At 72.7% G+C, this 23113-nt stretch carries 16 protein-coding genes; 7 read left to right on the top strand and 9 right to left on the bottom strand.

What is annotated here, in order from left to right; translation table 11 throughout:
• Nucleotides 1–95: 95 nt before the first annotated feature.
• The 6 genes from AC6CQV_RS00150 to AC6CQV_RS00125 all read right to left on the bottom strand — a co-directional run bounded on the left by AC6CQV_RS00150 (nt 96) and on the right by AC6CQV_RS00125 (nt 10918).
• Nucleotides 96–809, bottom strand: coding sequence for a CDP-alcohol phosphatidyltransferase family protein (locus AC6CQV_RS00150; RefSeq protein WP_498259930.1), 714 nt, complete (start codon nt 807–809; stop codon nt 96–98).
• Nucleotides 806–6160 carry a PKD domain-containing protein gene (locus AC6CQV_RS00145; protein ID WP_498259929.1) on the bottom strand — a complete coding sequence of 1785 codons (5355 nt, stop codon included), beginning with the start codon at nt 6158–6160 and terminating at the stop codon, nt 806–808. Before AC6CQV_RS00145 ends, AC6CQV_RS00150 begins: the two co-directional genes overlap by 4 nt.
• 75 nt (nt 6161–6235) lie before the next feature.
• Entirely contained in the window at nt 6236–6871 is a 636-nt protein-coding gene (locus AC6CQV_RS00140; RefSeq protein WP_498259928.1) for a hypothetical protein, read from the bottom strand.
• A 64-nt stretch (nt 6872–6935) separates the two neighbouring features.
• A complete protein-coding gene (locus tag AC6CQV_RS00135) occupies nt 6936–8219 on the bottom strand; it encodes an O-antigen ligase family protein (protein WP_191009178.1) in 1284 nt (427 codons plus the stop codon).
• 10 nt (nt 8220–8229) lie between these two features.
• Complete coding sequence (locus tag AC6CQV_RS00130) at nt 8230–9561, bottom strand: YveK family protein (RefSeq protein ID WP_498259927.1); 1332 nt, start codon at nt 9559–9561, stop codon at nt 8230–8232.
• A gap of 145 nt (nt 9562–9706) precedes the next feature.
• Complete coding sequence (locus AC6CQV_RS00125; RefSeq protein ID WP_157831655.1) at nt 9707–10918, bottom strand: polysaccharide biosynthesis protein; 1212 nt, start codon at nt 10916–10918, stop codon at nt 9707–9709.
• Nucleotides 10919–11109: 191 nt separating this feature from the next.
• Here AC6CQV_RS00125 and AC6CQV_RS00120 point away from each other — a divergent pair, with 191 nt between their 5' ends.
• From AC6CQV_RS00120 to AC6CQV_RS00095, 6 genes are all read left to right on the top strand, one after another.
• The gene (locus AC6CQV_RS00120) at nt 11110–11568 is read left to right on the top strand and encodes an FAD synthase family protein (RefSeq protein WP_061781929.1); all 459 of its coding nucleotides are present in this window, start codon (nt 11110–11112) and stop codon (nt 11566–11568) included.
• 128 nt (nt 11569–11696) lie between these two features.
• Entirely contained in the window at nt 11697–12848 is a 1152-nt protein-coding gene (locus AC6CQV_RS00115) for a polysaccharide deacetylase family protein (RefSeq protein WP_498259926.1), read from the top strand.
• 112 nt (nt 12849–12960) lie between these two features.
• The gene (locus tag AC6CQV_RS00110) at nt 12961–14094 is read left to right on the top strand and encodes a glycosyltransferase (RefSeq protein WP_498259925.1); all 1134 of its coding nucleotides are present in this window, start codon (nt 12961–12963) and stop codon (nt 14092–14094) included.
• The gene (locus AC6CQV_RS00105; RefSeq protein WP_060961124.1) at nt 14091–14351 is read left to right on the top strand and encodes a glutaredoxin family protein; all 261 of its coding nucleotides are present in this window, start codon (nt 14091–14093) and stop codon (nt 14349–14351) included. The genes AC6CQV_RS00110 and AC6CQV_RS00105 overlap by 4 nt, the downstream gene beginning before the upstream one ends.
• A 129-nt stretch (nt 14352–14480) precedes the next feature.
• Entirely contained in the window at nt 14481–16262 is a 1782-nt protein-coding gene (locus AC6CQV_RS00100; RefSeq protein ID WP_498259924.1) for an aldehyde dehydrogenase family protein, read from the top strand.
• Nucleotides 16259–17908, top strand: a complete 1650-nt coding sequence (locus AC6CQV_RS00095) for a GMC family oxidoreductase (RefSeq protein ID WP_498259923.1) — start codon at nt 16259–16261, stop codon at nt 17906–17908. The genes AC6CQV_RS00100 and AC6CQV_RS00095 overlap by 4 nt, the downstream gene beginning before the upstream one ends.
• A 428-nt stretch (nt 17909–18336) precedes the next feature.
• On the opposite strand, the gene AC6CQV_RS00090 is transcribed toward AC6CQV_RS00095, so the two are convergent.
• The 3 genes from AC6CQV_RS00090 to ypfJ form a co-directional block, all read right to left on the bottom strand.
• Nucleotides 18337–19932: a DEAD/DEAH box helicase gene (locus AC6CQV_RS00090; protein ID WP_498259922.1), complete on the bottom strand. Its 1596-nt coding sequence runs from the start codon at nt 19930–19932 to the stop codon at nt 18337–18339.
• Nucleotides 19933–20218: 286 nt separating this feature from the next.
• Nucleotides 20219–21193 carry a prolyl aminopeptidase gene (gene pip, locus AC6CQV_RS00085; protein WP_082734312.1) on the bottom strand — a complete coding sequence of 325 codons (975 nt, stop codon included), beginning with the start codon at nt 21191–21193 and terminating at the stop codon, nt 20219–20221.
• Nucleotides 21190–22056: a KPN_02809 family neutral zinc metallopeptidase gene (gene ypfJ, locus AC6CQV_RS00080; RefSeq protein ID WP_498259921.1), complete on the bottom strand. Its 867-nt coding sequence runs from the start codon at nt 22054–22056 to the stop codon at nt 21190–21192. Before ypfJ ends, pip begins: the two co-directional genes overlap by 4 nt.
• 45 nt (nt 22057–22101) lie before the next feature.
• Between ypfJ and AC6CQV_RS00075 the strand changes: the two genes are divergently transcribed.
• On the top strand, nt 22102–23106 hold the full coding sequence (locus tag AC6CQV_RS00075) for a malate dehydrogenase (protein ID WP_498259920.1): 1005 nt from the start codon (nt 22102–22104) through the stop codon (nt 23104–23106).
• Nucleotides 23107–23113: the final 7 nt, after the last annotated feature.

The raw sequence follows: 23113 nt of genomic DNA, 5'->3' as shown, positions 1-23113 counted from the left end.
AGAAAACACCGGCGGGTCACACCGACCCTAACAACCCGCGGTGGACGGACCACGCACTATGAGACTCTTCTCACGCCGCCCCGCCGGTCGCGGGCTCACCCGAGCCGTCCCATGCGTCGGAACCACACCGGCAGCGCGGCCACCAGATAGAGCACGGCGGCGATCGCGAGCAGCGAGTACACGACGGCGAAGACCGGCGGCATCCCCCACAGCACGAACGAGAGGCACCACACGCCGTAGTCGACGGGGAGCCCGAGAACGGATCGCAGCGGCGACGAGCCGCCCGCCTCCGCCGCTTGCGGCACGCCCGAGCGTGCGCTCAGCAGGTCGTTCAGGATCATGGCGAAGAAGGTCACCGTCGCCACGATCGCGAACCCGAGCGGGACCAGCGTCCACGCGAGCGGCAGGCCGAAGAAGCGGAACGCGCCGATCGCCACCGCGACGTGGAGCGAGACGAGCTTCGCGGCATCCACGACGTGGTCGAGCCATTCCCCGGCGAGCGATCCTCCGCCCCGGAGGCGCGCGACCTGCCCGTCGGCGCTGTCCCACGCATACCCCGCGGCCAACAGCAGCCAGACGCCGATGCCGAGGGCCGTCGACGGCGGGACCAGCGCCAGCAGCGCCACGCCCGTGAAGGTGAGGACCGCGCTGACCGCCGTCACCTGGTTCGGCGACAGCCCCCACGTGTACGCCCCGGCGGCGATCACCCGCCCGACGGGGCGGTTGACATACAGCGAGTAGGCGGGCGCGCCCCGCCCCCGCCCCTTCTGCGCGGAACCGAGCAGGGCGTAGGCGTGGGCGATCGTCACGGGGTCACGGCTTTCGCCTGGAAGTCGTCGAACCGCACCGCAGACGGGAGGGCCGTGAAGCCCGTGCCCGCGTACGTGGTGAAGCCGGGGAAGCCGGCCGTCTGCAGCGCGGCCGTCGTGTCGCTCGTGCTCAGCTGCCACGCCGCCGGCTCGGCCGTCCCGGCCGGCCAGATCTTGCTGCGCAGCGCCGTGGTGCCGGTGCCGTCGACCTGCACCCGGACGCTGTAGACCGTGCCGGCGCTCACGGTGAAACCCGGGAGATCCAGCGACGCCAGCACGGTGCCGCCGCGCGCGAGCTGCGCCTGCACGGCGCCGCCGGGCGCGATCACCCACCGGGCCCGGTAGTCGTCGGAACCCACGACCCGGCCGAGCGCCGAGACGTACATCCGGGCGCCCGTCGGGACGGCGGAGAGCGAGAAGCCGAACGTCAGATCCGTGCTCGTCGAGGTGGCCGCGTTGAGCGTGGCGGAACGGGTCTGCCCGGCGGCCTGCGTCGTCAGCTTCGCCGCGCCGGCGTCGATCGCGACGTTGGCCGTCCCGGAGGTCTGTGTCCAGGTCCCCCCGGTGGTCGCCGCGCCGAGGACCGTGCCCGACGTGCGTTCGAAGGCATCCACCGCGAACGGGGCCGCGGCGGGCGCGGTCACGGTCACCGGGTTGGTCGTGGTGCCGGTGGCGCCCTTGTCGTCGGTGACCGTCAGCTTCACCGTGTACGTCCCGGCCGCCGCGTAGGCGTGCGACGCGGTCGCCCCCGTGCCGGTCGCCCCGTCACCGAAGTCCCACGCGAACGCCGTCACCGTGCCATCCGGATCGGACGAGCCCGAACCGTCCACCGCCACCGACAGCCCCGACGGCGTCGAGGTGAACGCCGCCGTCGGCGCCTGATTGACCGGTCCGACGGGCGCGGTCACGGTCACCGCGTTGGTCGTGGTGCCGGTGGCGCCCTTGTCGTCGGTGACCGTCAGCTTCACCGTGTACGTCCCGGCCGCCGCGTAGGCGTGCGACGCGGTCGCCCCCGTGCCGGTCGCCCCGTCACCGAAGTCCCAGGCGAACGCCGTCACCGTGCCATCCGGATCGGACGAGCCCGAACCGTCCACCGCCACCGACAGCCCCGACGGCGTCGAGGTGAACGCCGCCGTCGGCGCCTGATTCACCGGAGCCGCACCCGCGGACGATCCGGCCCAGAAGTTGTCGAAGCGCGTCTCGAAGGGCACGGTGGTCACGCCGCCGCCGAGGTACACGCCGAGCCCGACGGCCCCCGGCGCCTGCAGGGCGGCGGTGGCGTCGGTCGCCGTCGCCGTCCAGGCGGTCGGCTCGGCCGTGCCGACCTTCCAGACCTTCACCCGCAGCGTCGTGGGCGAGGTGCCCACCGCCTCGGTCCGCACGTGCAGGGTGTCGCCGGCGGCGACGGTGAGAGCGGTGCCCACGTTCGCCAGGGTCACGCCCGTCTGCTGCAACTGCACGGTGAGGCCGCCCGACGGGGCGACGACGAGCCGCGCCTTGTACTCCGCGGTGCCCACGCGCCGCGAGTGCACCGTCACGTACGCGCTGCCGCCGACGGGGCGCTGCGGAAGCGTCACGTCCACGTCGACCGCGGTGTCGGTGGACGACACCCCCGTCAGGTACGCGTAGCGCTGCGACGTCGCGGACGGCTGGATGAAGACGGCCTTCGTGCCGTCGACGCGATAGTTGGATGCCGTGTTGGACAGCGTCCACGCACCGCCGTTGTCGGCGGTGCCGAGCCCCGCCGCCACGGCCCGGTTGAACGAGTCGTTCGCATAGGTCGCCCCGACGACCGGAGCGGTCACCGTCACCGGGATCGCCTGCGTGGCCGTCGCCCCGTCGTCGTCGGTGACGGTGAGCGTGATCGTGTAGGAGCCCGCCGTCGTGTAGGCGTGGGTCGCCGTGACGCCGCTGCCCGCCGGGGAACCGTCGCCCCAGTTCCAGGCGTACCCCGTGACATGCCCGTCGCCGTCGGTCGATCCGCCCGCGTCCACGGCGACCGTGAGGTCGGTGGCGGTCGAGGTGAACGACGCCGACGGCGCCTGGTTGGCCACCGCGACGACGGGCGCGGACGACGTCGCCGTCGCGCCCTTGTCGTCGGTGACGGTCAGGGTCACCGTGTAGGTGCCCGCCGCCGCATAGGTGTGCGTCGCCGTCGCACCGGCACCGTCGGGCGTCCCGTCGCCCCACGACCAGCTGTACCCGGCGACCGTGCCGTCGGCATCCGTCGAGGCGCTCCCGTCGACGGCGACCGCGAGCTTGGTGACGCTCGACGTGAACGATGCGGTGGGCGGGAGGTTGGCGGCCGCTCCCGTCGCGCCCAGCGCGTGATGCTGGGCGACGTCGCTCGCCGCGAGCGGGGCCGCGTAGACGGCGACCTCGTCGATGCGACCGTCGAACTCCCAGTCGCCCGGGCCCCACGTCACGTCGCCGCCGACGTGCCAGTAGCCGGTGTAGTCCTGCGCGTTCGACTGGGTGTTCGACCCCTTCAGCACGCCGTCGACGTAGAGCCGCATGCCCTCGCTCCCCTGGGTCGCCACGACGTGGTGCCACGCACCGTCGTTGTACCCGGGCCCCGACTGCAGCGTCTCGGCGAACCCGACCCACACGCCGTAGACGAGGGTGCCGTCCGGCGTCATGTAGACGTGCCGGTCGTAGTTGTTGGAGTTGCCGTCCGGGCTGTTGCCGAACCCGATGATCTTGCCGCCGGTGGTCGTCGACGTCTGGAACCACGCCTCCAGGGAGTACGACCTCGGATTGGAGAACGTGTTCTTGCTGATGACCTGACCGCCGGCGAAGGTCGCGGCGGTGTCGGCGACCCCGGCGAGCGCCCCGCCCGCGCCCGGCGCGACCGCACCGATGTAGGTGCCGGGCTGGCCGAAGCCGGAGGAGTCGGCGGCGACCGGTCCGTTCTGTTCACCCAGACGCCAGTAGAGCGAGGGCTCGAGCGCGTACACGGCGGCGCCGTAGGCGTCGCTCGGCGCGGTCGCCGCGGTCAGCGTGCGCCCCGATGCGACGTAGTGCGCGGCGACCTGCTGGCGCGTCAGCGGCGCCCCGTAGATCGCGACGTCGTCGATCGCCCCCGCGAAGAAGGCGTTGCCCGACCACGGGCTGTCGCCGCCGACGCGCCAGTAGCCGTTGTACGGCTGCGCGGACGTGACATCCGTGCGCATGGCCACGCGCACACCGTCGACGTACAGGACCATGCCCGACGCGCCCATGCCCGCGGAGATCTGATGCCATTGCCCGTCGTTGTAGGCCTTCGACGACGTGATCGTCTGCGCCGAGCCCGGGTAGACGCCGAAGGTGATGCGCCCGTCCGGCTCCATGTACACGTGGCGGTCGTAGTTGCTCGAGGTGCCCGTGGAGCTGTTGCCGAACCCGACGATCTTCCCGCCGGCCGTCGTGGTCGTCTTGATCCACGCTTCGATGCCGAACGAGTCGGGACCGGCGATCGGCTGCGTCGTCGAGGCGAACCCCGCCGCGCTGCCGTCGAAGGTCGACGAGGGTCGCGCGTCGTTGAGCATGGCGCCGGCGGTGCCGCGTGCGACGCCGCTGTTGACGCTCAGGTCGGCCGCGCCCGCCCAGTCGTAGGAGACGGTCGTCGAGTCGTCGTCGAGAGGCCAGTAGTCCAGCGGCGCGTCCGCGAGGACGGCATCCCTGTAGGCGCTCGCGGTCGAGGTCCCGCTCGCGGTGACCGTCGCGGTGCCCCCGAGGATCGCGTGCCCCTGCGGATCGGTCGCGCGCACACGGTAGGTGTAGGTCGTTCCCGACGTCACGGCGTTGTCGATGTAGGCCATCGCGGGGAGGCCCCAGTCGGGCGACTTGGAGCGCACGTTCTCGAACGTCTTGACGACGACGTTGTTGCGGAGCACCTCGTAGGTGAGGAACTCGCTGTCGCGGTCGTAGTTGAGCGGCCAGCTCACGCGCACGGATCCGCCCGACAGCGAGATCGCAGTCGCCGGCCACGCCGTGTTCCACAGGAGCGGCCCCTGCGCGTTGGTCGACTTCCCGCCGACCGCGAAGCGCACCAGGCCCTGTTGGCCCGTGTTGTTCACGCGGGTGAACTCGCCGCCGTAGACGAGGTACTGTCCGTTGCCGTTGACGGTCCACGGTCCCTGCGATGCGCCGCTGACCGAGCCCGTGTTGAAGCTCGGGAACCAGTGGAGCAGTCGCGGCGCCGGGTTGCCGCCGAAGTCGTAGTAGCCGTTGTTGAGCCCGGCGGGCGTGATGCGCGCGGGCTCGTTGGTCACGGCGATGCCGCGGTAGAACGTCCACGGGTCGCTCTGCGGGAAGCCGTCCTCGAGGCTGCCGCAGTAGTGGGAGTGGCCCGCCGCGTAGACGACGTCGCCCATCGGCTGGACGTCGTACTCGTCGCCGTGGCAGTCGTTGACCCACACGAGGCTTCCCGTCGCCCACGACGAGCGGAAGCTGCCTTCGAGGTTGCCCCCGCTGCCGTACACGTAGCCCGTGCCGTAGAACGACCCGGCGCCGTCGGACTTGAGCGACAAGATCGAGGCGTCCAGCCCGGCGTTGCGGATCACGTCGTTCGTCTGAAACGGCAGCAGCGAGGCGTCGGCGGCGCTGACCATCGCGAGGCCGTAGCCCGGATTGCTGCTCCCGTTGAGCGTCTGGAAGTTGCCGCCGAGCACGACCTTGCCGCCGTCGGGCGAGACGACGACGACGCGGCCCTGGCGCCCCTCGAGCACCGGGGCCCACGGCAGCAGCGCGCCGGCGCGGGTGACCGCCGCCGCACCGGCGCGGTCGTTGCCGGAGATGCGGCCGAAGGTGCCGGTGAGATAGACCGTGTCGTTCGTCGCGGCGACGCCCGAGGTGACGCCGTTGGAGTTCGGGTTGAAGCTCGAGAGCGTCCCGCTCGGGAGGTCGAAGGCCGCCACGCGGTTGCGCGTCTGCCCGTTGACGGTGGTGAAGTCGCCGACGATGTACAGGCGCGTGCCGTCGGGCGAGGCCTCGACCTGACGCACCTGCGCGTTGATCGACGGCGCGAACGAGGCGATCAGGACGCCGGTCGTGATGTCGTAGGCGAGCAGGTTGCTGCGGGGCGTCTCGTTCGTGCCCGCGGCCGCGCCGGCCGGGCGCGCGGACGTGAACTTGCCGGCCGCGTAGACGACGTTGCCGACGACCGCCTGATCCCAGACGATGCCGTTGATCTGCACCGTCGGCAGCGCGTCGGCGGTGACGGTCGACGGCGTTCCCGTCGGCGGGCTGACGTCGGCGTGCGCCGGAGCGACGGCGACGAAGCCGCTGATGACGACGGCGAGCGCCGTCACGAAAACCGCCGCGATGTTCCGCGTCCGCTGTACGCCGACGCCGGCACGAATACGCACCATGACTCCCCCAGTCATCCCCCGCGACCGGATCCCCATCCGTTGATGCCGCGAAGGCGATAGTCCCCCCAGCGCCCGCTACGGCCTGGGGCCGACGAAGACGATGTCTGGCTCAGACGCCAGCAGGTCGACGGTAACACGGATGTCCCCCTCCGCCGCAAGGGGTGCGACGAACGTGAAGTCCGCCGTGGCCTCGGCTCCCGGGGCGATGGATGCCGGGAAGGTGCGCGCGGTCTTGTGCGTGACGGCGATCGCCGGCGTCCTGTCGTCGCCGCCGTAGCTGAGGGTGACGCTGGATCCTGCGGTGTCGATCGGCGTCGTCCCGTCGTTCGCGATGCGCACCGACACCGTGATGGCATCCCCGCTCGGCTCGCCCGGGACGTCGCCGGTGAACGAGCCCGCGGTGAGACCGACCACCTCCACGACGGCGCCGGCGACGGGCGGCGCGGCCTGATCGAGCGGCACCTCCGTCGAGGAGGGCGGCTTGGCGACGTCGGCGGTCGCGCCGGGGCTCGGCGTCTCGAAGGCCGTCGGCTGCGGCGTGGGCGTGGCCCACGACGGCGACGGCGACGCGGCGGCCGCGGCATCCCCCGCCGGGCCCTGGCTCACCACCGCCCACACGATCCCGCCGACGAGAAGCGTCGCGACGAGCGCGAACACCAGCCACGGCGCCTGCGTGCGCGCACGCCCGATCCCACCCCTGTGATCCGTCATACGGAAAGCACCCCCCACGTGCTCACGCACCGTGTCGGGGCCCCAGTTCCCCGGATGCGTTCCCTCAGCGTACGCCGACGACGCCCGCCTGGCGAGGGTGAATCCGCGGCCGGTCGTCCGGCGGCGGGCGATCCCCGTGCCGGGAGCGACGTGTGAGCACCGCCGAGAGCGTGACGAACAGCACGAAGGGCATGGCGCTGTCGACCATGCCGCTCTCCGTGAAGGTGCGGATGACGAACATCGTCAGCAGCGGCAGCACGAGACCCCGGCGCGAGCCCGCCGTCACGGCGGTGACCAGACACCACGCCACGAGGAGGCCGACGAGCACGACGCCGACGAGGCCGGCCTGCGCGAGCAGCGACACCCAGCTGCTGTCGAGCACCTGCGAGGAGCGCCACTTCTCCTGGACCGCGACCTCCTTGACCGACAGCCCCACTCCCAGCCACCGCTCCCACGACGTCCAGTCCCAGCCCAGCACCACCTGCCATCCCGTGAGGCGCGAGTCCAGCGCGGTGCTCTCGGCAGACGTCCCGCCGCGACTGGCGAGTCCGTCGACGACGCCGGTGAACACCACGACGGCGTAGACGAGCGGCACGAACGCGAGCAGCGCGTAGAGCACGCCGCGTCGGCGGACACCGTTGGTGATCAGCGCCACGATCGCGCCCGCCAGCGTCCCGACGAGCGCGATGCGCGAGCCGGTCGCGACGACGATGGCGAACAGCACGACGATGCCCGCGACGGGCCCGGCCCGCACGCCCCGACGCAGCACGAGGATGACGAGGGCGATCAGCGGCAGCGCCGCCAGCCCGGCGAGCTCGTTCGGATGGATCTCGGGGATGCCGCCGCCCAGACGTCCCCCGGCGAGGGTGCGCACACCGGTCGCCGCGGCCACGATCGCCACGAGGGACATCGCCGTCAGCAGCGCGGCCACCGCCCGATCCCACGGCGCGTTGGTCAGCAGCAGCAGCAGCGTCGCCATGACGATGAACACCCGCGTCACCAGCACCGCGGTGGCCGTGCCGTTGCCGGCGACCACGCCGCCGAGGAGGCTGACGGCCAACGTGAGGGCGAGGACGGCCGCGGGGCCGAGCCCGACGGGCATGCGGCGCCGCGTGTACAGCGTCAGCGCCGCGGCGCCGCCGAGGGCGACGAGGGCGATCGCCGCCTTCGCGAGGACCACCGGGTCGACCCCTCCGGCATAGAAGGCCTGGGGCCGCCACGGGATCACGCTGACGATCACCAGCAGGAACAGGGCCGTGAGCACGGCGAAGCGCCGACGGGTGGGATGCGCCGCGTCGGCGTGCGCCGCGACGCGGACGGGCATCCTCGATCCCACGACCGTCGACATCAGCGGAGCCTCAGCGCGGCGTCGGCGCAGGCTGCGGGTCGTCGCCGCCCCGCCAGGTCTCGGTGACGACACCCGTGGAGTGCGCCGGGGCGCCGGTGAGGAGGACCCCCAGCGGGTGCACGTCGGCGAAGGAGAGCTTGGTGACCAGGGCCGTCAGGGCGGATGCCGACGTCGACCCGCTCCGCACGGCGATGACCACGCCGGTGCCGTCGCGGACGAGCTCGCGGGCGACGGCGGTCGCCCCGGCATCCGCGATCGCGACGGCCGCGTCGATGTGCTCCGCGAGGGCCGCCCAGAGCACCGGCATCCGCTCCTGGAGCACGGCAGTCGCGGGGGGCACGGCATCGGCGAAGCGCCGACCCGCCACCTCCGCGGCGAACTCGAGGTCCGCGGGCCACGACGCCTCCCCGACGAGGTCCAGGAGCGCGGCGAGCGATGCCGGCTCGTCGCTCGGATCGGGGTCGGCACGGGTGTCGACGATCGTCGCAGTGCGCCCCGCCGCGGCGAAGGCGGCGGCCAGGCCGTTCTTCTCGGCGTCGGCGATCGCGTCGTCGGACGCCGTCAGCACGAGCACGGCCGACACCTGCGGGCCGCCCAGCACGCCGAGGTTCGCGATCGTCTCGTCCCAGGCGGACTCCTGATCGAGGCTCCCGCCGCGCCGCCAGCGCCGACGCCGCGGGATGCGCCCCACGACCCGCAGCCCGGCCAGGCGACGGACGTCGGAGATCGTGATGACGGTGCGGTTGGTCACGGTGCGGTAGACCGCGACGATGCCGCCGACCGCGATGCCGAGGATGAGACCGAGCCCGGTGATCGCCAGCACCTGCGGCGAGACCGGCGCGAGCGGCTCGACCGCCGGCAGCACGACCGTGAGGTTGACCTGGTAGCGATCGTCCGCGTCGGAGTTCTCCGTCGACTCGATGAGGCGCGACAGATGCGACGCCGCCGCGTTGGCGATCGCCGCGCTGAGCGGCGCCGTCGGGGCGTCGGCCCGCACGACGAGCAGCACGGTGTCGGTGGTGTTCTCGGCGGAGACCATCCTCCGCAGGTCACGATCGCTGTACTCGTCCGGCGACAGGCCCAAATCGGTGCGGATGCCGCTGATCACCTGCGGACTGTCCACGAGCTCCGGATACGACCGGATCCGCGCCAGGCTGAACTGGTTGCGCTCGAACAGCGACGCTTCCTTCGAGTCGACCTGCAGCATCAGCGTCGACGTGGACGCGTAGGTTTCCGGCAGCAGCTTCGCGACACCGTAGGCCGCGCCCGCGCCGAGCAGCGCCATGATCAGGACCAGCAGCCATCCTTCACGCAGGATCCGCCCATACGGAACGTCCTCCATGCTCCCCACCCCCCCAAGATGAGCCCGACCGCCGGACGTACCCCTGTCATCGTCCGAGCGTCTTCGTGCTGGGCCGAACCTACCACCAGAGCGCTCGACGCGCCTCTGCTCACAGGTGGTTGGGAGAGAGGGCCCCGGGGACGGCTCAGGCCGGGGGCGGATCGGCATCCGGTCGCGCCGAGGCCGCGATCGCGCGGAGGGCGAGTCCGCCGAGCAGGGATGCCGCGGCGAGCGCGAACGGCACGAGCGCGGCGCCGCCTCCGGCCAGCAGCACGACCGCCGTGAGCACGAGGGCCAGCACCGTGTCGGCCAGGCGGATCAGGAACACGGCCCGCTGGCGCCCGCCGACGGCGCTCAGCGCTCCGTAGGGCGTCACCATCGCGACCGACAGGCCGTAGACGAGCCATCCGACGAGCGTCACCGGATCGAACGCGACTCCGAAGGCGAGCGGACCCAGCCAGGGGGCGAGGGCGAGGGCGACGCCGCTCATCGCCGTCGTCCCGACGACGAGCACGACGACGACGCGGTCGGCCTCGCGGAGCGATCCGGCGCCGCCCGCGCGCCGCCGGTCGGCGAAGCGCACGAACAGGAACGACGAGAGGCCGCCGACCACGAGCAGGAGCGGCGACGCGTAGGTGCGCGCCGCTTCGAGCAGACCGACCGCTGCCGCCCCGGAGACCGCGAGCACGGCGAGGCGGACGACCGTGAGCATCGCCGGTCGCAGCGTCTGCTGCAGTCCGCGCCAGGCCCCGTATCCCCACACGGACGCCAGATCCGCACCGCGCCATCCGACCAGCACGCGCTCGGCGCGCGGCAGCAGCCGCCAGCCCACCAGCGCGCCGACGCTCTGCCCCGCCGCGATCGCGCCGAGGAAGGCCGCCAGCGAGAGCCCGCCGAGCGCGGCCGCACCGCCGAGGAAAGCCGCACTGACCGCGAAGCCCGTGAGGTCGGCGGCCACGACACGGGTGAACCCGTACCCGGCCATGAGGAGCCGGCGCACGATCTCCTCCACCACGAACGCGGCCAGCGCGAGCGCGAACAGCAGCGCCTCCAGGGGGCTCGCGAACCCGGTGAGCGCCGCGACGGCGCCCGCGAGCAGGGCGGTCGCGCCGGCGGCCACGGCGAGCCAGACCTCCAGCCCCGCCCGGATGCGACGGGACGCGCGATCGAGCACGACGAGGGCGTCGCCGACGAGGCCCGTGACGATGCCCGAGGCCAGCACGACGACACCGTAGAGGATCGCGAAGCGCCCGTAGTCCGCGATGCCGAGGAGGCGGGCGACGAGGATCTGCAGCGCGAGGCTGACCGCCGCCTGCGCCGCCTGCGCCGCGATCGCCCCCACCGCCTGCCGCTTCACGCCGTCCCCTTCCCCCTCGCCCATCATGCCCGAGTCGGGCCGCGCGCCGAGGGCCGCCGGCGCCCGCACTGTCGTCGACGACCCGGGTGCGGTAATGTGCAGCCGTGGGCCGGGGGGCCCGCATCGAGCCGGGGGGCTCGGACCGGGCCGGGGGGCCCGGGATTTCACGTCAGCAGCTGGGGGGGCTCGCTATGGCTGTGTCGATCGGCTACGCCGCGGGGGCGTTCGATCTGTTCCACATCGGACACCTGAACATCCTTCGACATGCGAAGGAGCAGTGCGATCTGCTCATCGCCGGGGTGGTCAGCGACGAGATGCTCCGGCTGGTGAAGGGGGTCGAGCCCTTCGTCCCGACGATCGAGCGCGCGCAGATCGTCCGGGACATCAAGTACGTCGACCACGTCCACATCGAGACGGTGCCCGACAAGCTCGAGGTCTGGCGGGAGGTGGGCTTCACCCACTTCTTCAAGGGCGACGACTGGCGCGGCACCGAGAAGGGCCTCCGCCTCGAGCGCGACTTCGCCGCCGTCGGCGTGCAGGTCGTGTACTTCCCGTACACGGCGCACACGTCGAGCACGCAGCTGCGGCGCGCGCTGGAGGCGGCGAGCGCGGCCGGCGAGGACCGGCCGAGCGCGCGCGAGACCGCCTGACGACGCCACGACGGATGTCGCCGCCGCGCCGTCCCGGCCGAGGTCAGGCGCGCGCCGACGAGAGGAGGAGCGGGCCGACCGTAGGATGATCCCGGGCGCGGGGTGCGCCCTCGTCTTGGGGGTCATACATGGGCGGTCTGCAGACCAGTCGTGGCGTTCTCGGCCGGGCGCTCGCCGTCGGCCTCATCGTCGGGGCCGTCGCGGCGGCACTGTCCGGCTGCGCATCCGAGCCGACGGACGGTTCCACGCCGGATGCCGGGGCCTCGGCATCCGTCGCCTCGCCGACGCCGACGCCGACGCCGCTCACGGCGGCCGAGCAGCTCCTCGCCGCCCACCCCGACGTCGCGGGCGCCTGCGCCGTCAGCTTCCGCGTCGACGGCGTCACCCTCGATCCGCAGCTGCAGGTGCAGGACCGCCTGTACGACCATCTCCCGATCCCCCGCGCCGACGGACGCGTCTTCGCGGGGTGGTATGCCGATGCGGCGACGGCGGCCGCGGCATCCGCCGACCCCGCCGCGCACGCGGGAGACCCCGCCACGAGGATCAACGGATCCGACCTCGTCTCGTGCACGGAGCGCCAGACCACCCTCTACGGAGCCTGGACGAACGCCGACGCGGTCACCGCCGCGAAGGCGCGGGTGCCGATCCTCATGTACCACCAGTTCACGACCAAGCCCGGCGGCGAAGAGGGCTGGCTGCGCGGCAACTACGCGTACATCGAGGACTACCGCGCGCAGATGCAGTACATCAAGGACCAGGCGTTCTACCTGCCCACCTGGGACGAACTGAGCGCTTTCATCGACGGAGCGCTGTACCTCCCCGATCACTCGGTCATCATCACCGACGACGACGCCGACCCGTCGTGGTTGACCATGGCCTCGCCGATCAACGAGCAGCTGCAGCTCATGGCGACCTCTTTCGTGATCACCGGCTCGGGCGTGCCCGCGCAGAACCGTTTCATCCTGCCGCGCTCGCACACCAACGACATGCACAAGGCGGGCGCGAACGGAAAGGGGGAGATGGTCAACCTCTCCGCCGCGCAGATCGCGGCCGACCTGACGGCGTCGGCGACGGCGCTCGGGGGCGTCGCCGAGGTCATGGCCTATCCGTACGGTCACAACAACGACACCGCCAAGGAGGGCCTCCGCGAAGCCGGCTTCGAGATGGCGAGGACCATCGAGCAGGGCTACGTGTCGGTCGGCACGGAGAAGCTCGCGCTGCCCTGCATCCGCATCAACTACGGGATGGGCGTGCCCGATCTGAAGAAGCAGATCGGCTGATCACCGGCGCCGCAGGACCTTGCGGAACTGACAGAGCACGCACAGCACTTGCCCAACTCCGCGTCGATAGGCTGGGACGGTTCTGTCCCTGACCGATCGCGAGCGCATGCCCATGGATCTTTCCGTCATCGTTCCCACCTTCAATGAGGGGGAGAACGTCGCCGAGCTGGTCCGACGCATCGGCGCGGCGCTGGAGGACGTCGACTTCGAGATCGTGTTCGTCGACGACTCGACCGACGACACGCCCGCCACGATCGCGTCGGTCGCCCGGGCCACCGACTTCCCCGTCCGCGTCATCCACCGCGACGCGCCCGAGGGCGGTCTGAGCGGCGCCGTGCTCGAGGGCTTCCGCAGCGCGCAGGCGCGCTGGTGCCTCGTGATGGACGGCGACCTGCAGCATCCGCCGGAGGACATCCCCCGCATGCTCGACCGCGCCGCGCTCGGCGACGTCGACATCGTTGTCGCCTCGCGCTACGTCGCCGGCGGCACCGCCGGCGGGCTCGCCGGCGCCACGCGCACCGCGGTCTCGCGCACCTCCACCCTTCTGACGAAGGCCATGTTCCCGCGGAAGCTGCACGGCTGCACCGACCCGATGACCGGGTTCTTCCTCGTCGACCGCGACACCGTCGACCTCGACGACCTGCGCCCGCGCGGCTTCAAGATCCTGCTCGAGATCCTCGCGCGCCGTCAGATGCGCATCGGCGAGATCCCGTTCGCCTTCGCCACCCGCTTCGCCGGCGAGTCGAAGGCGACGTTCTCGCAGGGCATGCGGTTCCTGACCCAGCTGGCGATGCTCCGCTTCGGCCGCATGTCGGCGTTCGCCCTCGTCGGCGGCGTCGGGGCGATCGCGAACCTCGTCATCATGTGGGGCCTCATCCACCTCGGCATGAACTACCTCACCGCCGCGATCATCGCGAGCGAGGTGACGATCATCGGCAACTTCCTGCTGCTCGAGTACCTCGTCTTCGCCGACATGCGCTCCGAGTCCGGCCAGATGTGGGTGCGTTTCCTGAAGTCGTTCGCGTTCAACAACGTCGAAGCCGTCGTCCGCATCCCGATCATCCCGCTGCTCGTGCAGGGCGCCCACATCCCGAGCGTCCTGGCCGCGGCGATCACGCTCGCGGCGGCGTTCGTGGTGCGATTCGTCTACCACGCGCTGTGGGTGTACGCCCCGAAGAAAACGTCCACGTCCCGTGTGGCGACCCGGGCCGTCACCCGCACCGCCGAGCGTACGCTGGAATCATGACCTCCGAGAACACCCCGATCACGATGTTCGGCGCCGACTGGTGCCGCGACTGCATCCGCACCAAGAAGCAGCTCGACGAGCTGGGTGTGGAGTACACCTATGTGGACCTCGTCGCCGACCCCGCCGCCGCCGACGTGGCCCGCGAGATCTCGGGTCGCACGAACATCCCCGTCGTCGTCTACCCCGACGCCTCCCACCACGTCGAGCCGACCAACGCCGACGTCGAGGCGAAGCTGCGCGAACTCTCGCTGATCTGAGCGCGCGCCCGGGCCGGGCCGCGAGCCGTCGGAACGGCATCGAGTGGCAATGACCCTGGGACTGCGTCTCGCTCCGACGTAAGCTGGAGGCCCGCGCGCGAGCGCGAACCCGCTTCGAAGGAGAACGCCGTGACCGCAGGCGCCCCGTCCGCACCACCGAAGACGTCGACCGGAGACCGGCTCGACCACGACGTGCAGGACGGTCTGGATTCCGCGATCGCCCAGCTCCGCAGCGGCACCCGCGCGTGGAGCGCCCTCACGCTCGGCCAGCGGCGCACGCTGATCCGCCGCGTCCGCGTCGCGACCGCGGCGGTCGCCGAGGAATGGGCCGACACGGCGGCGACCTCGAAGGGACTGCCGCCCGGGCATCCGCTGCGCGGCGAGGAGTGGCTGTCCGGACCGTACGCGGCCCTCGTCGCCCTCGACGCCTACGCCGACACCCTGCACGCCCTCGCGGTCGGTCGGTCGCCGCTCGAAGACATCCGCACCGGGTCCGCCCCCGGTGCGCGCACCGTCGTCCACACCTCACCGCTTACGGCGACCGACACGCTGCTGCTGTCGGGCTACACCACCGAGGTCTGGCTGCAGCCCGGCGTCGACGCCGCCACCGCCCGCCGCGAGGCGGGCCTCGGACAGCTCGACCCCGCGGCATCCGGCGGTGTGGGCCTCGTGCTCGGCGCGGGCAACATCACCTCCATCCCCTACCTCGATGTGCTGTACGAGCTGCTGGCGTTCAACCGCGTCGTGATCCTCAAGGTCAACCCCACGCAGGACGCGCTGGTGCCGGTGTTCGAGCGCGCGCTGGCGCCGCTCATCGAGCCCGGCCTCCTGCGGATCGTCCGCGGCGGCGGCGACGTCGGGGGCTACCTGACCCAGCATCCGGACATCGATCACGTGCACATCACCGGCTCGGAGTCGACGTTCGGCGCGATCGTGTGGGGGCCGTCCCACACGCCGGGAGCCGCAGGTGCGGCCACGCGTCGGCGGCGGGAGGGACGACCGCTGCTGAAGAAGCCGATCACGGCCGAGCTCGGCGGCGTGTCGCCCATCATCGTGGTGCCCGGTGACTGGTCGGCGGCCGACCTCCGCTTCCAGGCGGAGCATGTCGTCACCATGCGGCTGCACAACAGCGGACACAACTGCATCGCCGGACAGGTCGTGCTGCTCTCGGAGGACTGGCCGCAGCGCGACGCGTTCCTCGACGAGGTGCGCGCCGCGTACGACCGCGCGCCCTCGCGCCCCGTCTGGTACCCGCACAGCCAGAGCAAGCTCGACGCGGCGCGCTCCTCCTACCCGGATGCCGCCTGGTGCGCCGGCGGGACCCGCGCCCTCATCGAGGCGCGCCCCGAGGACGCGACCACCCTCGAGACGACCGAGTACTTCGCGCCCGTGCTCGCCGTGGTGGGCCTGCGCGGGACGGGGCAGGAGTTCCTCGACGCCGCCGTCGCGCACGCCAACGACCGGCTCGTCGGCACCCTCGGCGCCAATGTGCTCATCGACCCCGTCACCCAGAACGCGCTCGGCGACGGCTTCGAGCGGGCCGTCGCCGACCTGCGGTACGGCACCGTCGCGGTCAACGCCTGGACGGCGTTCGGGTTCCTCACCCCGACGGCGACCTGGGGCGCGTTCCCGGGAGGCACCCTCGCCGACGCGCCCAGCGGCATGGGCATCGTCCACAACGCGCTGCTGCTCGACCGGGTCGAGCGGACCGTCGTGCGCGGCCCGTTCCGCCCGTTCCCCCGGTCGGTCTCGTCCGCCGCCCGCGGGCGCGGCCTGTCGGTGCTTCCCAAGCCGCCCTGGTTCGTGACGTCGCGCACCGGCGCCGCCGTGTGCGAGGGGTTCACGCGGTTCCGCATCGACGGCAACCCCGCGAAGATGGCCGTCACGCTCGTGAAGGCCTTCGGCGCGTGAGCGCGTCGAGACGGGCGACCCGCGGGAGGCCGTCCACGCTGGAGGCCGACTACGTCATCGTCGGCGCCGGCTCCGCCGGGGCCGCCCTCGCCGCCCGTCTCAGCGAGGATCCGGCGACGTCGGTGCTCGTGCTGGAGGCCGGGCCGCCGGACGCGGCCCTCGCGCTGCACGTGCCGGCGGCCTTCTCCACCCTGTTCCGGGGGCGCTACGACTGGAACTACGACACGGTGCCCCAGCGCGAGCTGGAGAACCGCACCATCTACTGGCCGCGGGGAAAGACGCTCGGCGGGTCGTCGTCGCTCAACGCCATGATGTGGGTGCGCGGTTTCGCCGCCGACTACGACGAATGGGCGCAGAGCGCCGGCGACAGCTGGTCGTGGGCGTCGCTCGCGCCGTACTTCCAGCGCGTCGAGGCGACGCAGGGCGCCGCCGACGCCAGCCAGGGCACCGCCGGCGCGCAGCCGGTCGAGCACCAGCGCGATCCCCGGCCCCACACGGCGGCATTCCTGCAGGCCGCGCGCGAGCTGCGGCATCCCGTCACCGCCGCGAACCTGCCCACCCGTCAGGGCTTCTCCCAGACGATGGTCACGCAGCACCGCGGCGCCCGCGCCTCGACCGCCGACGCGTACCTTCGCCCGGCCCGCGCCCGAGCCAACCTGCGGGTCGTCACCGACGCCCTCGTCCGACGCATCACCTTCGAGGAGGGCGACGGACTCCCCCGCGCCACCGGCGTCTACGTCGACATCGCCGGCATCACCCGGCACGCGCGCGCCCGCCGCGAGGTCATCCTCGCCGGCGGAGCGATCAACACGCCGCAGCTGCTCCTGCTCAGCGGGATCGGCGACGCGGACGAGCTCCGCAGCCACGGCATCCGGGTGCGGGTCGATGCCCCCGGTGTCGGTGCGAACCTCCAGGACCACCTCGTGGCGGGGCTCGCGCCCGCCGCCCGCGGCGGAACGCTCTACGGGGCGCAGCGGCCCGGCCAACTGGCGCGCTACCTCTCCTCGCGACGCGGCATGCTGAGCTCGAACGTGGCCGAGGCCTACGGCTTCGTGCGCACCGCGGTCGCCGACGACCGGGGCGCGCCCGCGGGGCTGCCGGACATCGAGATCATCTTCGCCGCCGCCCCGTACGTCGGTGAGGGCCTCGTGCCGCCGCCCGCGGAGGGCATCACCGTGGGGGCCATCCTCCTGCGCCCGCGCAGTCGCGGGACGATCCGCCTGGCCTCGGCCGACCCCGCGGATGCCGCGATCATCGACCCCGGCTACCTCACCGATCCCGAGGGCGTCGACGCCGAGACCCTGCGGGCGGGGCTCGCGGAGTGCGAACGCCTCATCGCAACGCCCGCGCTGCGCGCCGTGACCACCGGCGGATGGGTGCAGCCGGCCGGTGGCGAGCGGATGAGCGCCGCCGAACGCATCGAGCTGTCGCTGCGGCGGTACTCGCACACCCTGTACCACCCGGTGGGCACGGCGCGTATGGGCGAGGACGCGGCATCCGTGGTCGATCCCGCGCTGCGCGTGCGCGGAGTCGACGGCCTGCGGGTCGCGGACGCGTCGGTGATCCCCACGATCATCCGCGGGCACACGAACGCGCCCGCGATCGTGATCGGCGAGCGCGCCGCGGACCTCATCCGCGCGGTCTGACCCCGCCCGCCGGGTGGGGTCGGGCGGGTGGCCGGCGCGGGGGTGGGCGGCGGCGCGGTCGGCGGCGGTGGGCGGCCGGGCCCTGTGGGCGGTGACGGTGGAGCGGTGGGCGGTGGCGCGGGTGGGCGCGTGACCAACGCCGGACAACCGTCAGCTCGCCCGCGGCCGCGCCGCACAAACCCGCGGGTCGTCGGCGTCGTCGGCGCCGATCGTCCGACGCTCGTCACGGCGAACCGGCGACGACCCGTGGCGGCGTGGGTGGGCGCGTCCGCACCGGTGGGCGGGTGACCAACGCCGGACAACCGTCAGCTCACCCGCGGGCGCGCCGCAGAAACCCGCGGATCGTCGACCGCGCCGGCGTCGATCGTCCGACGTTCGTCACGGCGAACCGTCGAGGCCCGTGAGGGCGCGGCCCCGACCGCCCGGGATCAGCGTCCGGAGCGGCGCGGGCCGCCGTTCTGCCGCACGACCGATCCCACCATGAGCTTGCCGCCGGTGGCACCGGTTCCCCCGGCGTGCGTGGCGCGGCGTCCGGCCGTGCGCGCGTTGCCGGATGCCGCGGGCTGCGCGGCGGCACGGTGATCGCGAGCCGGGCGCTGCTCGCGACCGCCGGCGGCACGATCCGCGGCCGGGCGTCCGGCACGGTCGGCGGCCGGGCGTCCGGAGGCGCGGTCCGCGCGGGGCTGATCCTGGCTGCGCTGGCCGTTGCCGCGGCCGCCGCGTCCGCCCTGGCCGGCCGGCGCGCCTTCGCGGGCCGCGCGCTTGCGCTGCGCGTTGGCGCCCTGGCTGCGACCGCCGCCGCCCTGGCCACGGCCGGGCTGCTCGGACTTCGGCGCGGGCGCGACGTAGGGGGCGACCTCGCCGACGAGCGCGGTGACCTGCGGGGAGGTCGGCGTCACGGGCACGGGGGTCGCGGTGATCGCGGCCTTGCGGAGGAGGTCCTTGACGTCCTTCTCCTGACCGGGCAGCACGAGCGTGACGACCGAGCCCTCGGCGCCGGCGCGGGCCGTGCGGCCGGAGCGGTGCAGGTACGCCTTGTGCTCCATGGGCGGGTCGACGTGGATGACGAGCTCGACGTCGTCGACGTGCACACCGCGCGCGGCGACATCGGTGGCGACGAGCACCTTCGCGGCGCCCGAGCTGAAAGCGGCGAGGTTGCGGTCACGGGCGGGCTGCGACAGGTTGCCGTGCAGATCGACCGACGGGATGCCCTGCGACGTCAGCTGCTGCGCGAGCTTCTTGGCGTGGTGCTTGGTACGCATGAAGAGGATGCGACGGCCGGTGCCCGAGGCGAGCGTGCGCACGAGCTCCTTCTTCTCCTCGACGCCGCCGACGTGGAAGACGTGGTGGGTCATCGCGGCGACGGGCGAGTGCGCCTCGTCGACCGAGTGCAGCACCTCGTTCTGCAGGAACCGCTTCACGAGCTTGTCGACGCCGTTGTCCAGCGTGGCGCTGAACAGCAGGCGCTGCCCGTCGCGCGGGGTCTTGTCGAGGATGCGCGTGACCGAGGGCAGGAAGCCCAGGTCGGCCATGTGATCGGCCTCGTCGATGACGGTGATCTCCACGGCATCCAGCTTCACGAAGCCCTGCGAGATGAGGTCTTCGAGGCGGCCGGGGCAGGCGACGACGATGTCGACGCCGGCCTTCAGCGCGGCGACCTGGCGGTTCTGGTTGACGCCGCCGAAGATCGTCGTGGTCTTCATGCCGTACGCGGCCGCCAGGGGCTCGAGGGTCGCGTTGATCTGCGTGGCGAGCTCACGCGTCGGCGCCAGCACGAGACCGAGGATGCGGCCGGAGCGGCGGCTGCCGCCGGCGAGCGGGCCGCCGAGGCGGGCGGCGAGGGGGATGGAGAAGGCGAGGGTCTTGCCCGAGCCGGTCTTGCCGCGGCCGAGCACGTCGCGGCCGGCGAGCGTGTCGGGCAGGGTGTCGACCTGGATGGGGAAGGCGGTGGTCTTGCCGTCCTTCGCGAGCACGTCGAGCAGGGGGGCGGGCACGCCGAGCGCGCCGAAAGTGATGTCAGACATGGTGATGTTTCTGGGCGGGACGCCCGGATCGGTGGCCTCTGCGCGGATGCGCACAGGGTCGCCGTACGAAGAATGTCAGCCGATCATCCGGTCGGGGCCGGGCGGCGAGGGAAGCGTTCTACGACGCGAGAGCGCCGACTCGGCGCTGCAAGTACCCCCATCCTAGCAGTCCCCCACCCTCCCCCTTCTCGCCGAGCCGCTATCGCCCGGCCGAGCCGCCACGATCCGGCCGGTACGGCGCGTGGCGGCTCGCACGCGGAGTAGCGGCTCGCGCTCCAGAGGGGGGCTAGGCGAAGCGGTCGGTGGCGGCACGGAGGGCGCGGGCGATGCCGGGCTCGGATGCCGAGTGGCCGGCATCGTCCACGACGACGAACTCGGCCTCGGGCCACGCGCGGTGGAGGTCCCATGCCGTCATGATCGGGGTGCAGACGTCGTAGCGCCCCTGGACGATGACGGCGGGGATGTCGCGGATCACGCCGACGTCGTCGATGAGCTGGCCCTCGCGCAGCCACCCGCCGTGCACGAAGTAGTGGTTCTCGATGCGGGCGAACGCCACGGCGGTCGCGGCGTCGGTCATCGAGGCCACCAGATCGGGATCGGGGTGGAGGGTGAGCGTCGACATCTCCCACGTGGTCCACGCGATCGCCGCCGGCTCGTGGACGGCGGGATCGGGGTCGGTGAGCCGCCGGTGGTAGGCCTCGATCATCCGCGAGCGCTCGAGCACGGGGATCGGCGCGACGTACGCCTCCCACAGATCGGGGAAGATCGCCGACGCGCCACCCTCGTAGAACCACTCCAGCTCGTGGCGACGCAGCGTGAAGACGCCGCGCAGCACGATCTCGCTGACGGCATCCGGGTGGCACTGCGCGTAGGCGAGGGCGAGGGCGGAGCCCCACGATCCGCCGAAGACCTGCCACCGGTCGATCCCGAGGTTGCGCCGCAGCAGCTCGATGTCGGCCACCAGGTGCCAGGTCGTGTTGAACCGCGGATCGGCGTCGGGCGCGCTCATGTGGGGCGTCGACCGGCCGCAGCCGCGCTGGTCGAACAGCACGATGCGGTACCTCTCCGGGTCGAAGAAGCGGCGGTGCCACGGCGAGGTGCCGCCGCCGGGACCTCCGTGCAGGAACACGACGGGCTTGCCGTCGGGGTTGCCGGACTGCTCCCAGTAGACCCGTTGGCCGTCGCCGGCCAGCAGGTACCCCGTCTCGTAGGGCTCGATCGCGGGATACAGGATGTCGTCGAGGTGCGCCGGCCCGTTCACAGTTCTCCTCCCGACACCGAGAAGGTGTCGCAGGCGTCGAGCCCGCTCTGGTAGCCGGTGGTGAACCAGCGCTGGCGCTGCCCGCTCGACCCGTGGGTCCAGGTCTCGGGGTTGACCCGTCCGGACTGCGCCTGGATGCGGTCGTCGCCGACGGCGGCCGCCGCATCGAGCGCGTCGCGCAGCTGCGCGTCGGTGGGCTGCTGCAGGTAGGCCACGCCGTTCGCGTCCGTCGTGGAGGTCGCATCCGCGATCCACGCGCCGGCGAAGCAGTCGGCCTGCAGCTCGGTGCGCACCCCGTTGCTGGTCGGCCCGGTGCCGTCGTTCGGGTACTGGTCCATGATCCCGGTGATCTGCTGGATGTGGTGGCCGTACTCGTGGGCGAGGACGTAGAGCTGGGCGAGGTCGCCCGCCTGCGCTCCGAACTGGCTGCGGAGCAGGCCGAAGAACGTCGGATCGACGTAGATGGTCTCCTCCGGCGGGCAGTAGAACGGGCCCGTCGCGTTCGAGGCCGTGCCGCACCGCGTCGAGGTCGACCCGTCGACGATGATCAGCTGCGGCGCACGGTAGCCCTGCACCTGATCGGCCCAGTAGCCGTCGAGCGCCTTCTGTCCGAACACGAGCCGGCAGTCGTCGTTCGCGTTCGCGTCGGCGCCGGTGTCGCAGCCCCCGATGGCGGAGTCCTGCCCGCCGCCCGTGCCGCCGAGCAGGCTCGTGACGTCGCCGCCGGTGAAGAGCACGAGCAGGAGCACCGCGATCCCGCCGAGGCCGGCCAGCCCGCCGCCGGCGACGGCCGCGGCACCTCCCCCGCGGCCTCGTCGCCGTGCGGTCGTCCCTCCCAGCTCTGCATTGCTGTTGAAGGTCATGCCCCACCGTACCGCCACCGGGCTCGCCCCCGTAGGCTCAGATCCATGGATGCCACGACAGTCACCGTGACCGGAGCCGGCGGACAGATCGGCTACGCGCTGCTGTTCCGGATCGCCGCCGGCGACATGCTCGGCGCCGACCGTCCGGTGCGTCTGCGCCTGCTGGAGATCCCACAGGGGCTCGCCTCCGCCGAGGGGGCCGCACTGGAGCTGCAGGACTGCGCGTTCCCGCTGCTGGCGGATGTCGAGATCACCGACGACCCGCGCGTCGCCTTCGACGGCGCCAACATCGCGATGCTCGTCGGAGCCCGTCCCCGCTCGGCCGGGATGGAGCGTGCCGACCTGCTGGCGGCCAACGCGGGCATCTTCGGTCCGCAGGGCGCGGCCCTGAACGTGGCGGCCGCCGACGACGTGCGCGTCGTGGTGGTCGGCAACCCCGCCAACACCAATGCGCTCATCGCGGCGGCATCCGCCCCCGACATCCCGGGCGAGCGCTTCGCCGCGCTGACGCGCCTCGACCACGACCGCGCGCTCGCGCAGCTCGCCGCCGCGCTGGAGACGCCGGTGGCGGCGCTGCGCGGCGTCATCGTCTGGGGCAACCACTCGGCGACGCAGTTCCCGGACGTCGCGCACGCGACGGTGGCGGGACGCCCGGTCACGGACGCGCTCGCCGAGCGTCTCGGCGGCAGCGCGGCGGCGGCCGCCTGGCTCGACGAGGCGTTCGTGCCGCGGGTCGCCCAGCGCGGTGCCGAGATCATCTCGGTGCGCGGATCGTCGTCGGCCGCGTCGGCGGCCCACGCTGCGATCTCCCATGTCCGCGACCTCGTGCACGGCACGGGCGACGACTGGACGTCGGCGGCGGTCCTGTCGCACGGCGAGTACGGCGTGCCGGCGGGGCTCTACTCGTCGGCGCCGGTCACGAGCGACGGCACGGCGTACCGCGTCGTCGACGGGCTGGAGCTGGACGAGCGCGGCCGCGCCCGCCTCGACGCCTCGGTGGCCGAGCTGGTCGCCGAGCGCGACGCGGTGCGCGCCCTCGGTCTGATCTGAGTCCGCG

Source organism: Microbacterium sp. EG9 (assembly GCF_059759475.1).
The sequence above is the reverse complement of the archived record's forward strand: the minus strand, read 5'-3'. Positions and strand labels throughout refer to the sequence as shown.